Annotated in this window: 13 protein-coding genes; 12 read left to right on the top strand and 1 reads right to left on the bottom strand. The window is 71.8% G+C overall.

Annotation, left to right across the window (positions count from 1 at the left end; genetic code table 11):
- Nucleotides 1-63 precede the first annotated feature (63 nt).
- Nucleotides 64-1,749, bottom strand: a complete 1,686-nt coding sequence (locus G6O69_RS04340) for an ATP-binding protein (RefSeq protein WP_172302268.1) — start codon at nt 1,747-1,749, stop codon at nt 64-66.
- Nucleotides 1,750-1,978: 229 nt separating this feature from the next.
- Between G6O69_RS04340 and G6O69_RS04335 the strand changes: the two genes are divergently transcribed.
- The 12 genes from G6O69_RS04335 to G6O69_RS04280 all read left to right on the top strand — a co-directional run bounded on the left by G6O69_RS04335 (nt 1,979) and on the right by G6O69_RS04280 (nt 14,962).
- The gene (locus G6O69_RS04335) at nt 1,979-2,674 is read left to right on the top strand and encodes a HAMP domain-containing sensor histidine kinase (protein WP_172302267.1); all 696 of its coding nucleotides are present in this window, start codon (nt 1,979-1,981) and stop codon (nt 2,672-2,674) included.
- A gap of 178 nt (nt 2,675-2,852) precedes the next feature.
- A complete protein-coding gene (locus G6O69_RS04330) occupies nt 2,853-4,127 on the top strand; it encodes a response regulator (protein ID WP_172302266.1) in 1,275 nt (424 codons plus the stop codon).
- A gap of 2 nt (nt 4,128-4,129) precedes the next feature.
- Entirely contained in the window at nt 4,130-5,845 is a 1,716-nt protein-coding gene (locus G6O69_RS04325; RefSeq protein ID WP_172302265.1) for a metallophosphoesterase family protein, read from the top strand.
- 408 nt (nt 5,846-6,253) lie between these two features.
- Nucleotides 6,254-7,858 carry a phage tail sheath subtilisin-like domain-containing protein gene (locus tag G6O69_RS04320; protein ID WP_172302264.1) on the top strand — a complete coding sequence of 535 codons (1,605 nt, stop codon included), beginning with the start codon at nt 6,254-6,256 and terminating at the stop codon, nt 7,856-7,858.
- A gap of 32 nt (nt 7,859-7,890) precedes the next feature.
- Nucleotides 7,891-8,391 (top strand): phage tail protein, encoded by a 501-nt coding sequence (locus G6O69_RS04315; RefSeq protein WP_172302263.1) that lies wholly within the window; start codon nt 7,891-7,893, stop codon nt 8,389-8,391.
- A gap of 19 nt (nt 8,392-8,410) precedes the next feature.
- Nucleotides 8,411-9,262 carry a hypothetical protein gene (locus G6O69_RS04310; RefSeq protein ID WP_172302262.1) on the top strand — a complete coding sequence of 284 codons (852 nt, stop codon included), beginning with the start codon at nt 8,411-8,413 and terminating at the stop codon, nt 9,260-9,262.
- Entirely contained in the window at nt 9,193-9,426 is a 234-nt protein-coding gene (locus G6O69_RS04305; RefSeq protein ID WP_176396619.1) for a hypothetical protein, read from the top strand. Before G6O69_RS04310 ends, G6O69_RS04305 begins: the two co-directional genes overlap by 70 nt.
- Before the next feature lie 5 nt (nt 9,427-9,431).
- Nucleotides 9,432-10,664, top strand: coding sequence for a hypothetical protein (locus G6O69_RS04300; RefSeq protein WP_172302261.1), 1,233 nt, complete (start codon nt 9,432-9,434; stop codon nt 10,662-10,664).
- Nucleotides 10,664-11,830 carry a Pvc16 family protein gene (locus G6O69_RS04295; RefSeq protein ID WP_172302260.1) on the top strand — a complete coding sequence of 389 codons (1,167 nt, stop codon included), beginning with the start codon at nt 10,664-10,666 and terminating at the stop codon, nt 11,828-11,830. Before G6O69_RS04300 ends, G6O69_RS04295 begins: the two co-directional genes overlap by 1 nt.
- Nucleotides 11,830-13,983 (top strand): ATP-binding protein, encoded by a 2,154-nt coding sequence (locus G6O69_RS39310; RefSeq protein ID WP_217909766.1) that lies wholly within the window; start codon nt 11,830-11,832, stop codon nt 13,981-13,983. Before G6O69_RS04295 ends, G6O69_RS39310 begins: the two co-directional genes overlap by 1 nt.
- Nucleotides 13,980-14,279, top strand: coding sequence for a hypothetical protein (locus G6O69_RS04285; protein ID WP_172302259.1), 300 nt, complete (start codon nt 13,980-13,982; stop codon nt 14,277-14,279). Before G6O69_RS39310 ends, G6O69_RS04285 begins: the two co-directional genes overlap by 4 nt.
- Nucleotides 14,276-14,962: a hypothetical protein gene (locus G6O69_RS04280; protein ID WP_172302258.1), complete on the top strand. Its 687-nt coding sequence runs from the start codon at nt 14,276-14,278 to the stop codon at nt 14,960-14,962. The genes G6O69_RS04285 and G6O69_RS04280 overlap by 4 nt, the downstream gene beginning before the upstream one ends.
- Nucleotides 14,963-14,971 lie beyond the last annotated feature (9 nt).

The following is a 14,971-nucleotide window of genomic DNA, read 5'->3' as shown; positions in this document are numbered from 1 at the left end:
AAACGCGAATGGGGTGAGCGGGGGCGTGGATGCCTCCGCTCACCCCATTTCGAGGTGGGGCGCTCAGCTCAGTGCGGGCAGCTGGCGGAGGTTGGCCGCCAGGGCCACGGCTGCGCTCGAGATCGGCGCGCTGGGATCGGCCTGAGGATCGAGGTCCTCGATGGTCCGGGCGACCCGGCGCAGGCGATGGAGCGCGCGCATGCTGAGGTTGCGGCGCAGGCCGAGGCCGTTGAGCAGGCGCTGGGCCGCGGGGTCGAGGGGGCACAGCCGCTCGATCGCCGCGCCGCCTGCGGGGATCTCGGCGTTGCGTAGCCAGGGCGTGTGGTCCAGGCGCGCGCGCTGCCTGTCGACGGCGGCGAGGATGCGCGCGCGGACCTGGGCGCTGGGCTCCCCGGGGCTCGCCCGCTCGAGCTCCGCGCGGCTCAGCGGGGTGACCGGAACCACGAGATCCATGCGATCCAGGAAGGGCCCCGAGACCCGGCCCTGGTAGCGCTGGATCGCCGCGGGGCTGTCGACGCAGACCCGCTGGGGGTGGCCGAGCCAGCCGCAGGGGCAGGGGTTCATGGCCGCCATCAGCTGAAAGCGGGCCGGGAAGTGCAGGGCGTAGCTGGCCCGGACGAGGTTGACGGCGCCGTCCTCCAGCGGCTCGCGCAGGCCCTCGATGCAGGCGCGCGGATACTCGGGCAGCTCGTCGAGGAAGAGCACGCCGCGGTGGGCGAGGCTGACCTCGCCGGGGCGCGGCGGGTTGCCGCCGCCGAGCAGGCCCGCGACGCTGACGCTGTGGTGCGGCATGCGAACCGGCGGCCGGCGAATCAGCCCGTCGGGGACGCGCTGACGGGCGACGCCGTGGATCTTGGTGACCTCGAGGGCCTCCTCGTGCTCGAGGTCGGGGAGCAGCCCGGCCACGCGGCGCGCGAGCATGGTCTTGCCCACGCCGGGCGGCCCGTGGAGCAGCAGGTTGTGGCCGCCGGCGACCATGATCTCCACGCCGCGACGCGGCAGGGCGAGGCCGCGGATGTCGGCGAGGTCCAGGGTGGGGCCGCGCCAGCGCTCGCTCGCTTCGCCCCCTGCGGCGGCGCGGTGCGGATCCCGAGCTGGGGTCGAGCTTCTTTGGGGATCGTCGGCCTCACCCTCGGGCGCGCCGTCCTCGGGCGCGCCGCCGCAGACGATGAGCAGGCTGGCCGGAGGCGCCGAGGTGGGTGGCGTGCCGCCGGAGGGCGCGGCGTTGGGCAGGGCTCGCTCGCCGCGGAGGTGGGCGATCACGGCCGGGAGGTCGGCGATCGCAACGACCTCGAGGCCGGGGATCATCGCGGCCTCTGCCGCGTTGGCCTGGGCCACCAGCACCCGCTCGAAGCCAGCCGCGCGGGCCGTGTCGGCGACGATCAGCGCGCCCGCGGCGGGACGCAGGCGACCGTCGAGGGCGAGCTCGCCCCACAGCAGGGTCTTGGCCAGCGCTTGGGCGGGGACGATCTCGTGGCTCGCGAGCAGGGCGCAGGCGATCGCGAGGTCGAGGCCGGGGCTGTCCTTGCGCACCTCCGCCGGCGCGAGGTTGACGACCTGCTTTCGCGGTGAAATCGCATGGCCACAGTGGCTCAGCGCAGCACGCACGCGTTCTCGGGCCTCATTGAGCGCACCGCTGACGCGACCGACGATGGTCAAGCAAGGCAGGCCGAGGCCGACGTCTGCCTCGACTGTGATGATGTAGCCCTCGACGCCGAGGATCCCTGCGGAATAGGTTCGTGTGAGCATGCCCGAGGACATAGCGAAGGCCGTGCCACGGTGTGATCGAGTGATCACGCGTAGTTAGAGCGGAGAGCAAAGGTGGGCTCGGCCAATGTGCAGGACAGTGTCCCGTGTGCTGGCCACCCAATCTCGAGGACAGGTCGAGAATGGTCGGCGTTCGATGCAATGTTTTCGCTTATGAAAATGAATGCTCGGTCTCAATCTGCGGGTGTTAGCTTTCGTAACCAAGTTCATCATGAATGATCGATTACAAATGATGCAGATCCAGACCTCCGAGTTTTCGCCGCCGCAGCGGCCGCCGTCGAGCGCCTGGGTGCTGTCCGCGATCGTTCACGAGCTTCGCCAGCCGCTGTCCAACCTGCTCGCGGTGCTCGAGCTCGGCTGCGAGGGGCGCGGGCTGGACGCGGGCGACCTCGAGGCGCTGCTCGGGGAGGTCAAGCGCATGGGCGCGCTCCTCGATGGCACGCGCGCGCTCGTCCGTCCTCTGCGCGCGCCTCCTCAGGACGTGGGTGGATCCCTCGCCGAGCTCGCCGGGCTGTTCCGCTGGCGCGCCGCCGAGCTCGGCCTCGGCCTCGATGTCCAGGTGGCGCAGCTCCCCGCGCTGCCCTTCGACGCCGCGCTCCTGCGCACGCTGCTCTCGAATTTACTGACCAACGCCTGTGAGGCCTGCGACGTCGGTGGGCGGATTCGCGTGGAGGTCGGCTTCGACGCGAGCGGCCAGGCCCTGCGCCTGGCGGTGATCGACGACGGCTGCGGCATGAGCCCCGCGCAGATCGCCCGCTGCCGCCAGCGCTACGTCACCGACAAGCGCGGCGGCACGGGGGTGGGCCTCGCCTTGGTCCAAGAGCTCGTCGGCGACGCCGGCGGAGCGCTGCGCATCACCAGCAAGGTCGATCAGGGGACCACGGTCGAGATCGTCTTGCCGATCTAGCGCGGCAATCAGGCCGAGGCGATATCGCTCGCGCCTCGAGGGTGCGAGCAAAAAATGGGTGTTTCGTTTTTCGTCAATGGACATAGAGATCATTTGCCGGCCAGAGATCCAGGCCGAGCGGCCAGTTTTCGACCCTGCCAAATCGTTGCATGCTGGCCAGAGAGTGGATCACCCAGTCATGCAACGTGTGCTCGTGGTCGAGGACGAAGCCTTGCTGCTCCAGGTCATCAAGACCGCGCTCTCGTCGATCACTGGCGTCACGATTCGCGGCGCGCGGACGGTGGCCGACGCCCTCGAGGAGATCGAGATCGGGCCGCCGGATCTGCTGATCACGGATCTCTCGCTGCCCGACGGCAGCGGCCTGCAGGTGATCGAGCGTCTCGAGCACATCGGCCGCTGCGTACCGGTGATCATCCAGACCGGGGTGCTCTCGCAATTTCGCCAGTCGCTGCCGCCCAACGAGCGCCTGGTGGTGCTCGAGAAGCCGATCTCCATGAAGGAGCTGCGCGACCAGGTCGGCGTTCAGCTCGGGGAGCGGCGCGGCCAGATCGCGCCCTTTGGCGTGGTCGACTACCTCCAGCTGGCCAGCTTTGGCCGGCGCTCGCTGCTGTTGACCGTGCGCCTCGCCGACGAGCGCGAGGGCTTCGTGAGCATCATCGAGGGCGACGTCTGGCAGGCCAAGCTCGACGAGCACGTCGGCGTCGACGCGATCGCGACCATGGTCACCAACAACCTGACCCGGGTCGAGGTCAACGAGCTCGAGGCCACGCCGGAGCGCCGCGAGATCCTCGTGCCCATGCAGGTGCTGCTGCTCGAGCTCGCCCGCCTCGACGACGAGTCGAAGCACCTCGGGGTGGACCTCGACCCGGCGTCGAGCGGCGTGTTCGCGATGCCCAAAGACGACGATGACGATGACGAGGGGGGCGATGCGGGCTCCGAGGGTCTGGACTGGTCCGACCTCGTGGAGACCGACGCCCCCAGCTCCAGCTCCAGCTCCAGCTCCTCCTTTTCGCCAACCGAACCCGAACCACCACGAGAGGAAAATTTCATGGCCACCATCAACCAAGTCTGCGAGGAGATCGTCGACGACGTCCAAGACGCCGTCGCCTGCGGCGTCGTCGATCTCGACACGGGGATGCTCATGGGCGTCCACCACACCATCGCCTACTTCACTCAGTCCTACCTCGACGCGGTCGCGGCCGCGGCCGTGGACATGTTCCGGGGCAAGAACGTGCGCCGGGTGGAGAAGCTGATCTCCAAGCACCGCGGTGAGGAGATCACCGACGCCTTCGAGGAGATCTTCATCTCGTCGAAGGCCGTGTTCCACTTCATGAAGCTGATCCCCGGCAAGAGCGCGGTGGTCGTGCTGGTCACGCGCAAGACCACGAACCAGGGCATGGGCTGGTCGTCGCTGCGCATGGCCATGGACCAGATCATCGAGTCGCTGCCCTGAGCGTGGTCGAGGCCGCACACCCGTGGTTCCCGCGTCCGCAGGGGCCGGGAGACCTGCGTCCGCTGGGGCCCAGCGGCGAGCTGGGCGTCGACGAGCTCTTCGCGCTGCTGCGCGCGCCCTCGGCTCGCGAGTGGCGGGACAAGGTCGGCGTCAGCTCGCCGGCCGACGGCTCGGCCAAGGCCTCCACGCGCTTGCTGGAGTCCTCGGGTTGGGTGTTCAAGACCGACCTCGGCCACGCCGAGGCCGAGCGCGCGGGGCCCCAGGCGCGCCTCGCCAAGCAGCTGCAGCTCGCCGCCAGGGTCGAGCTGTGGCACCCCGACAAGTGCTGGTTTTTGATGTGGGCCCAGGGGCGCTGGTGGCCGGTGAGCGTCTGCCCGCGCCTGAGGACGCTGCGCTCTCTCGACGGCTGGGCTGCGATCGAGGCGGCCTGGGCCGCGACCCTCGAGCAGGCGCTGGCGCTCTCGGATCGCCACGGCGTCGGCCTGGATCTCAACCCCGCGAACTTTGGCTTCGGGCGGAGGGCGGAGGGCGGCGGGGCGCGCGGTCCGATCTGGTACCTCGACGACGAGGTCTACTCGGCCCTCGAGCTGTCCGATCTCGCCGCGGCCGTGGTCAGCCGGATCTCCGAGTACCCCGAGGTCGACGAGGCGCGCTGGCGGAGCTTTGGTCAGCGCCTGCGCGCGCAGCTGGGCGCGCGCCTGGGCGCGTACTGGTGGCGACACAGCGCCAGCGGGGCGCCAGCCGAGGGCGCCCGCCCCGGGGTCGGTGAGGCGCGTGCCTGGGCGGCGCTGATCGAGCAGGTCGCCGATGTCCCGCTCGCGCCGAGCTGGGAGGCGGCGCGCGCGGCCTTGAGCGCAGGGCTGCGCGCACGGCCGCGGGTGGAGCTTCGCCAAGACGAGGGCGCGCAGCTTGGGGCGGGCGCAGCTTTGCCGGCGAAGCTGACCGCGGTGATCGCCGATGTCCACGCGAACCTCGCGGCCCTCGAGGCGGTGATCGAGGCGGGTGAGGCCGCCGGCGTCGACAGCTGGCTGTTCCTGGGCGACGCCGTGGGCTACGGCCCGCAGCCGCGCGAGGTGATCGCTCGCCTGGCCGAGCTCCCGCGCCTCGAGGGGATCCGCGGGAACCACGACCACATGCTGTGCTTTGGCGGCGACTACGAGGCCAACCGCATGGCCCGGGAGTCGCTGCGCTACGCCAGGGAGGTGGTCGGGGAAGACGAGCGCGCGTGGTTGATGGCCCTGCCCGTCGAGCGCGAGGGGGTGCTGGGCGCGGCCCCGGGGGTCGAGCCTGGACGCTGGCTGGCGGTCCACGGCGCGCCGGTGGACCCCGCACGCTTTCGTGCCTACGTCTATAGCCTGAGCTATCGACCCAACCTCGAGCACCTCGTCACGCTCGGGACCAACTTGTGCTTTCACGGCCACACCCACGTGCCCATGGCCTACCGCCTCGGTGTCGAGGCCGAGGCCGAGCCCGAGCAGCTCGAGCTGCGCGAGGGGGGCACGCTGTCGATCGATGGCGCGCGGGCGCTGCTCTTCAACCCCGGCTCCGTGGGCCAACCGCGCGATGGTGATACGCGGGCCAGCTTCGCGCTGTGGGATCGGCCAGGCCGGAGCCTGAGCCTGCGACGCGTCCGCTACCCCCTCGCCGAGACCGTGGCCGCGCTCGACGACGCGGGCCTGCCCGAAGACCTGATCGCGCGCCTCGAGCTGGGGCGCTGACCCACAGCCCACCGCCCACTACCCACGACCCACCAAGTCGCGACGATGTCCCAACTACGCCTCGGGCGTGTCGGTCGGGATATGAAAATGCGAGGGCGGGGAGATTCGCGACACATCAACTGGTGTGTCGACATGCACATGGCCGACTGTTCGAGGTGACATCGTGTTCTTTGTGTTGGGTGTCGTATGTATAAATGTCAAAATGTCCTCCTGAGACATATGCAGTGATTTGAATGGGGAGGTCGGCGCCCCTTCGGGGAGTTGGCGCTTTAGCGCACGGTTGAATGTGAATGTTTTTGTTGCATCGATCGCATGAGTCGCGCACTGTGTCTGGGCAATGTTCGCTGCGGCTGAAGTCTGCACTGTGCATTGTGAAGTGTCACAATCTCCAGTTTCAGGAAGGTCGTAATGACGGCGTTGCTCCATCCAGGTGTGTTCGTGCAGGAGGTCCCCGGCGGGGTCCGTGCCATCGAAGGGGTCCCGACCTCAACTACCATTTTTGTCGGCGAGACCGAGCGCGGTCCGCTGACGCCGACCAAGATCAAGGGCGTCAGCGACTACGAGCGCTTGTTCGGCGGCTATCTCCGGCCAGGCTCCGCGCGGGTGACCACCCGCTATGCCATCGACGCCTTCTTCCGCAACGGCGGGACCTCGGCTTACGTGCTGCGGGCGATCGACGGCGACGCGGTCACGGCTCGGGGCGGGTACACGGACACCGTGCCCAATGCGGAGATCTTCCCTGTCGAGGCCTCGAGCCCGGGCACCTGGGGCAACGGCCTGAAGGTGATCTTTGGTGACTCGAGCGACGGCGACACCTCGCGCTTTCGACTGATCGTGTTCGCCGAGGACCTCGCGACGGGCGAGACCAACTTCGTCGAGGACTGGGACCGGCTCTCGCTCGACACCAGCGACGAGAACTACGTCGGCGACGTGCTCTTGCGCAGCACCTACATCCGCTGGGTCGACGGCGCTGGCTTCAGCCTGACCGCCTTCAACGACGGGGCGGCCGGGTTCTCGGGCAGCCCGGCCAACTGGGACGTGTCCGCCGTGCCGGCGATGACCGGCGGGACCCTGGGCGCGGCCTCCTACTCCGCCGACGCCGAGCTCGGCGCGCTGCTCCCGGCCCTCGACGGCATCGAGGACGCGGCGCTGATCGTCGGCAGCGCGGACATCTGGGCCGCGGACTCGGCCCCGGACGAGGCCGCGGCCGCGGGCTACTACGAGAGCCTGCGGACCTACGTCGACGCCCGCCCCAAGCGGGATCTGTTCTACATCGCGGATCTACCCAACTACGCCGGGAGCGCGACCACGGCGGTCGCGGCGACCTCGGTCACGACCCTGGTCGACGGTGGCGGCGAGACCTTCAGCCGCAGCGACATGGCGGGGGTCTACTGGCCGCACCTCGAGGTCAACGATCCGGTCGGCGCGACGAGCTCGTCGACGATCATCTTGCCGCCCTCGGCGACGGTCGCCGGGCTCTACGCGCGCACGGACAGCCGGCGCGGGGTGTGGAAGGCCCCCGCGGGCACCGAGGTCACCGTCGGCGGGATCTCGGGGCTTAGCTGGGACGTGCTCGACAAGCACCAAGACGACCTCAACCCCCGGGGCGTCAACGCGATCCGGGTCATCCCCGGGGCGGGCACGGTGGTCTGGGGCTCGCGCACGCTCAAGCCGAGCAGCGAGTGGCGCTACATCCCGGTCCGGCGCACGGCGATGTTCCTGCGCAAGAGCATCTTCAACGGCATCCAGTGGGCGGTGTTCGAGCCCAACGGCGACGATCTGTGGGCCAGCTTGCGCGCGACGATCGGCGCGTTCATGGAGACGCAGTTCCGCAACGGCGCGTTCGCGGGCACCACCTCGCGCGAGGCCTACTTCGTCAAGGTCGACTCCGAGACCACCACCGAGATCGACCAGGCGGCGGGCATCGTCAACATCCTGGTCGGCTTCGCGCCGCTGCGGCCGGCGGAATTCGTCGTCGTCAAGCTCAGCCAAAAGACCGCGAGCGCCGGCTGAGCCGCGCGTTTTGATCCGAGGAGAACCGAACAATGGCGCAATTCTCAACCAACAGCCACCGCCAGGACCCCTACAAGAACTTCAAGTTCAAGGTCAAGTGGGACAACCGCTACGTCGCCGGCCTGTCCAAGCTCTCGGCGCTCAAGCGCTCGACCGAGGCCATCGAGTGGCGTGAAGCCGGCGGCCCCTCGATCGTCCGCAAGCTGCCGGGGCGCAGCAAGTTCGAGCCGATCAGCCTCGAGGCCGGCCTGACCCACGACAAGCAGTTCCTCGAGTGGGCCAACCAGGTCAACAGCCCCGAGGGCGACGGCGCGGTCTCGCTGCGGAACTATCGCAAAGAGGTGACCGTGGAGGTCCTCAACCTCCAGGGCCAGAAGGTCATGGCCTTCACCCTCAGCCGCGCGTGGCCGAGCGAGTTCCAGGCCCTGCCCGAGATGGACGCCAACGCCAACGCGGTGGCGATCCAGACCCTCAAGCTCGAGTTCGAGGGCTTCAAGCTCGACGAGAGCGTGACCGAGCCGAGCGAGAGCTGAGCACGAGGAGCCCGCAGCCGTGAAGTCGACACCACAGACCGCCGCCTCGCTGCGTGATCGCAACCCCTTCGCGGCGCTCGCCGAGTCCGTTGTCGTGACCAAGGCCGATCAGGTCGTGGTCGACGACGGGCTCGAGCTGGGGGAGCGGCGCGAGGTAGGCGAGGGCTCGCGGGTGCCGGAGGCCAGCGAGCGCGAGCAGGCGCTGCGCCCCGCACAGCGCCTGGACGCTCGGCTGCGGGCGATCACCGGCTACGAAGAGGAGCTGCTCGAGGGTCGGCGCTTCGCCGACAACAGCGCGGCGCTGTGCAACGAGCTGATCGCTCGCTGCCTGGTGCCGCCGGGGGCCGAGCCGGGCCGCGCCCGCGAGCTGGTCGCGGGCCTGAGCGTGGCCGAGCGCGACCTCGCCCTGGTCGCGCTGCGCCGGCTGAGCTTCGGCGACCGTGTGGAGACCCTGGTCGACTGCCCGCGCTGCGGCGAGACCAGCGAGATCGACTTCGACCTCGGCGAGCTCTCGCTCGCGCTCGCGGATCTGCCCGAGCGCCTCGAGCTGCGCCTGGCGGACGGCCGCCAGGCGAGCCTGCGCTTGCCCAGCGCGGGGGATCAGGCCGAGCTGATCGCGGCGCGGCTCGACAGCCCGGCGCGGCGGCGCAGCTGGCTGCTCGCCCGGGCCCTGGTGCGCCTCGGCGACGACGAGGCGCCCTTCGATGTAGAGGTGATCCACGCGCTGCCCAGCGCGCTGCGTCGCCAGCTCGAGCAGGCCCTCGACGAGGCCCTGCCCGACTTCGACCTCGGCGTGGACGTGTGCTGCTCCGCCTGCGGGCACGAGTTCGCCGCGCCTTTCGAGATCGATGGTTTTTTTTTGCTGAGCTGAAGACCGCGGCCGCGCGCCTGCGCGCCGAGGTCCACCGCCTGGCCGCGACCTATCACTGGAGTGAGCCCGATATCCATCGCCTGAGCCGGGCTCGGCGGCTCGCTTACCTGGCCTTGATCGAGGCCGACGAGGACGCCGACCTCCTGGCCACCTTTCGCGGATGAAGTCCATGTCCAAGCCCGACGCCCTCGATCGCCTGACCCGCGGCCCGCTGCGAAGCGGACGCGTGGGCCTGCGCCCGCGCGTGGGTCCGCAGGTCGGGGACAGCCCGCGCGCGCGGCCGCTCGCGGGTCTGCACGCGCTCGGTCGGCGAGAGGGTGCCCGCGCGGCGTCGCCGAGCGTTGGGCCGAGCATCGGGCGGAGCGAGGGCTCGCGCGCCGACGCAGGCGAGCGGCGGGCGAGGGTGAGGGCTGCTCGAGAGGTGGCCGAGCCGCGGGGGCGCGCGCAGCTGCGGGCGGTCGCGGGGCCGAGCCGAGAGGAGACCTCGCGCGGCGTCTCGCGGGCGGTTGGCCGCGAGCTCCAGCGGCCGCGTGCGGGGCGGTCAGGAGCCACGGCCCCGCGCCTCGTCGAGCGCATCGAGCGGGTCGAGCGGCTGCGGACCAGGGTCGAGCGAGTCGAGCGAGTCGAGCGGGTCGTCGAGCGGCTGATCTCGCCGGGCGTGGCCCCGACGCGGGCGCGCCCGACAGCGCCGCGAGGGACGCTCGCGCGGGCCGAGAGCGCGACGCGGAGGCGTGGGCCTTCGCCAGAGGTGAGCACGAAGGCGAGCACGGGCGAGGGCGCGGCGCGGCGCGGCGCGGTGACGCGGGCGAGCGCGGAGGCGCCTTCGAGCCGACGTGCGCGCTCGCCTCGAGCGCTGGACGCCGCGTCGGCACAGCGCGCGGCTGGGCGGGGGCGTGTGCGTCCGCCCAGCGCCAGGGTCGACGAGCCTCGCACGCGGCCCGAGCCCGCGCGCAGCGAGCCCAAGCCACGCAGCGAGGCGCGCCCGCGCGAGGTCGAGGTCGAGGCGCGGCGGCCCACGCGGGGCGCCGAGCCGAGGCGGCGCGGCGCCGCGGAGCCGCGCGCAGCCAAGTCGGCGGCGGTCGGTGGTCGCGACCTCCCAGGTGGTCGCGAGCGCGGCGGCGCGGCGGCCCAGCCAAGCCGAGCCCGCGTCCGCGCGAAGGCGCAGGCGCCAGTTCCCGCCCCCCAACCACCACGCGAGCCGGCCGCGGCCCAGCTGCGCCCGGCGGCGCCCCGCGAGCTCGCGCAGCCTCGCCCCGAGCGCCCGCGCCAGGCGAGCGTGCGGATCTCCGTCGGCCACGTGGAGATCCGCGCCAAGGCGCGCGAGCGCAAGCCGGCCGCGCCCACGCGGGGGGCTGGGCCGCGCGGCCACGCGATCTCGCTGCGCCTCGAGGGAGTGTCCTGATGGCTGTGTTCAGCAACCTCCACCACGTCGGCGAGGTCCTCGTCGAGCTGATCTCGGACAACCTGCCCTCCGTCCCCACGGGGACGGTGCAGGTCGGTCCGCCCCTCGACACGGCGACGGGCGCGGCCGAGGACGTGCGCGTGACCATGCTGTGGGTCACGCCCCAGCCCACGCACCGCAACGACGGCTGGGAGCGCACCCCCGAGGGCGGGCTGCGGCCGCCGCCGCTGAGCCTCTCGGCCTTCTTCATGGTCACGACCTACGGCTCGTCCGCCGAGGACCCGATCCGCGCCCACGAGCTGCTTGGGAACGTGATGCAGATCTTCCACACCCAGCCCGAGCTGAGCCTGCCCCTGGCCGCGCTCGCCGACCGCGGCGAGGGCTCGCTGCGCGTGGTCCAGGTCCCGACGGCAGCGGACTTGATGGAGAAGATCTACTCGCCCATGCAGCTCAAGCACCGGGCCTGGGTGCTCTTCGAGGTCGGCCCGATCCAGCTGCCCATGGACGTCGACGACGCGACGCCCGGGCCGGTGGTCGCCCCCGGGGGGATCCGCTTCGAGGGCGTCGAGGTGCTCTCGCGCCCGCGGATCACCCGGGTCACGCCCTCGCGCCAGGCCCAGGGCGGGCGCGTGCGCGTCGACGTCGAGCTCTTCGGGCGCAGCCTCGCGCAGATCCTCGCCGAGGGGATCGCCGTGCCCCTGGCGAGCCTGGACGCGCTCACGGCGGGGAGCGCCTACGCGCTGACGCTGCCGAACGTCGACCCGGAGGTCGTCGCGACCGGGACCCGGGCGCTGCGCCTCGAGGTCGGCGACGCGCAGCTCGACCCGCCCCAGCAATTTTCTGTCCGCGAGCAGATCACGGTGCTCGACGCGAGCACGCCGACCCTCGACGCGCCCACGGTCGCGAGCCACAGCATGGCCGGTGATCTGGTCCTCGACGGCCGCGCGCTCGGCAGCCTCGGCGCCGTGGTCCTGTGGCCGGACGAGGGCATCGCCGATCCCTCGGCGGTCAAGACGATCACCCCGGCGAGCTTCGACGCGACGAGCGTGACCCTGAGCGCGGCCGAGCTCGCGGGGGCGGGCCTGAGCGCCGGCAGCTGGCGGATCAGCGCGCGCATCGGCGACCACGTCTACACCCCCTACGTGCTCCTGGAGCTGACGGCCTGATGACGACGGACGACCAAGAGCGCCGCCTCGAGGACCTCGACTTCGCCGAGGTCGCCGCGGAGATCGACGCGAGCGTGGCCGAAGAGCAACGCATGGCGTCGGTGCGCTGGCGGGCCGTCGAGCTCGCCCGCGAGCTGGCGATGCTCGGGGCGCGCAGCCTGCTCGAGAGCGACCCGGACGCGCTCATCGACCCCCACCTGGGCTTCGAGGTCCACGTCGAGGCCTGGCTGCGCCTGGGGGATCGCATGCGCGACTACCTCGAGCTCGAGTCGCGCTGGCTCGACGAGGACGACCTCTCCCTGCGCGGGCGCCTGCTCGATGACCTGGGCCTCGACGAGGCCGAGTTTTGGCTGACCATGCTCGCCGCCGCGGCCGAGCTCCACCCCGAGGTCGCGGCGGCGCTGAGCATCCTCGCGGAGGACGAGCGCGTGGCTCTGCCGACGCCGAGCAGCGCGGCGCGGCTGCTCGCGGCGGCGCTCGAGCGTCCCTACGTCGAGCTGCTCGCGGCCGGGCTGAGCGGGCGCTGTGCGCCGCTGCGCCTGGGGCTGCTCGAGGTCGTCGAGGTCGTCAGCGGGCGCCCGCGGGTCGACCAGGGCCTGCGCCTGGCCCCCGGTGAGCTCGCCGGGCTGCTCGAGGCGCGCGGCGAGCTCGGGCGCGGCGAGGCTGGTGAGCTCGACGTCGAGCGCCACGCCTGCGCCGAGGCGCCGATCCACGACCAGCGCCTGGTCGCCGGGGCGGCGCGCTTGCTCGACGTCCGCGGGCTGCTGTGCGTGCGCGCCGATTCGGCCCGCGCCGCGCGTCAGCTCGCCCTCGATCTCGCCTGCGTCGAGGAGCGCGAGCTCGGGGTGGTCAGCGCGGGCGCGGGCGAGCTCCCGGGCGCGGCGGGCCTCGAGCGCCTGGCCGCCGAGGCGCTCCCGGTGCTCGATCTGCGCGCCTGGCCGGACAACCGCGCGCTGCCGATCTCCAGCCTCGAGCGCCTCGCGGACCGCCTCGGCGACCCGGGGCTGATCGTGCTCGTCGGCCCGCGCGCCGAGTGTGGGCGCCTGGCGAGCGTGGACGTGCCGGCCCTCGGCGTCAAAGAGAGCCAGCGGATCTGGGCGCAGGTCTGCGCGGACGAGCTGGCCGCGGCCGGGCTCGCCAGGCGCTTTCGCGTGGGCCTCGACGAGGCGCGCGGCGCCGACGCGGAGGCTCGGGATCGCCTGGTCCTCTCTGGAGAGGCGCGCGAGCCCAAGCTCGAGGAGCTGGCCGCTGCGCTGCGCGCCCGCGGTGCCCGACGCATGGGTCGAATGGTCGGCTCGCTGCCCACCGACACCAGCATCGAGCGCCTCGTCGTCCCGCCGGGGATCCGTCGTCAGCTCGACGACATCGTCGGCTGGCGGCGCGCCAGCGTCGACGTCGAGCGCGAGTACTTCCCGGGGCGCGAGGGCCTCGGCCGCGGGCTGAGCTGCCTGTTCTCCGGGCTGCCCGGGACCGGGAAGACCTTCGCGGCGCAGTGTCTCGCCAACGCCCTGGGCCTCAACCTCTATCGCATCGATCTCTCGCAGGTCGTGTCGAAGTGGCTGGGCGAGACCGAGAAGGCGCTCGCCCAGGTCTTCGACGAGGCCGAGGCCGGTCACGGGCTGCTGCTCTTCGACGAGGCCGACGCGCTCTTCGGCAAGCGCACCGAGGTCAAGGACGCCCACGACCGCTACGCCAACGTCGAGGTCGGCTACCTGCTCCAGCGCATGGAGTCGTTCACGGGCGTGGCGATCCTGACCACCAACTTGCGCAGCAACATCGACGCGGCCTTCATCCGTCGGCTGCGCTTCGTGATCGAATTCCCGATGCCCGACGTCGCGCGCCGCGAGCAGCTGTGGGCGCAGGCCCTGCCGACGGCGGACAAGCGCGCCGCCGACCTCGGCCCGACCCTGGCCGCGCTCGTCGAGCGCTTTCGGCTCTCGGGCGGGCACATCCACAACATCGGCCTGGCCGCGGCGCACCTCGCCGCCGCCGCGGGCCGTCCCCTCGACGCCGAGCTGCTCGTGCGCGCGACCTTCCGCGAGCTCGAGAAGGCCGGCCTGGCCCGGTCGCCGGCGGACTTTGGCCCGCTCGCGCGCTGGCTCGACGAGGACGAGCGCGGGGGCTCGAGGCGCGCCCGAGGGGTGGGCTCATGAGCCGCGAGATCCCCACCGAGCTCACCCTCGAGATCGCCAGCCTGAGCGTCTCGACGAGCCTCGAGCGCGAGCGCGCCGAGGGCCTGGGGCCGGCGCTCGAGCGCGCCTTCGCGGCCCTGGCCGAGCGCCTGCGCCAGCTCCCCGGCGGCGAGCAGGCCCGCCTCGACGCGCTGCTGATCGAGCGCCTCGAGCTCGAGCTCGACGACGCCGAGAGCCTGCTCGGCCCCGGCGGCCCCGAGGCCCTGGCCGAGCGCCTCCTCGATCGACTCCTGACCCAAGCCAAAGGTGGAGCATGACCAGCGACGACACCCGCTACCTGCGTGGAGCCTTCATCGCCTACGACCCCGGGGGCTACCCCGACGACGACGACAAGAAGCGGACGATCCCCTTTCGCTTCAACCCCGAGGGGCTGTCGCGGAGCATGGAGATCGAGCAGGCGCAGGGCGGCCAGGGCACCCAGGGCGCGTCGAGCGGGGGGAGCAGCAGCCAGTCAGAGCAGAGCGCAGACGCGGCCAGCGGCGCGCTCAAGCAGAGCTTCGACCTGCTGATCCGCCTCGACTTTGCGGATCGCCACCAGGCCTCCGGCGAGCTCGACGACGAGCTCGGCCTGCTCCCGGAGATCAGCGCGCTCGAGGACCTGCTCTACCCGGCCGAGGACGAGGCCGACGAGGCCGCCGATGATCAGGAGCCCGTCGAGCAGCGGGCGCCCCGGCCGACGGTGCTGTTCGTGTGGGGGCGCAAGCGCGTGTTCCCGGTCCGGGTGACCTCGATGACGGTCAACGAGACCATGCACGACAGCCAGCTGGTCCCCGTCCGCGCCGAGATCGAGATCTCCTTGGAGGTCGTCAGCGAGTCCGAGGCCCGCGACAACCGGGCGGTTCAGGACGCGCTCGCCTTCCAGGCCCGCAACCGCAGGCGTTGGGCGCGGATGTTCCTCGACCGCACGGCCCAGCAAAACACCAACATCTTGCCGCTCTGAGCCGAGGCC

Source organism: Pseudenhygromyxa sp. WMMC2535 (assembly GCF_011083025.2).
Note: the sequence above shows the minus strand (reverse complement) of the source record. Positions and strands in the feature narration are given on the sequence as shown.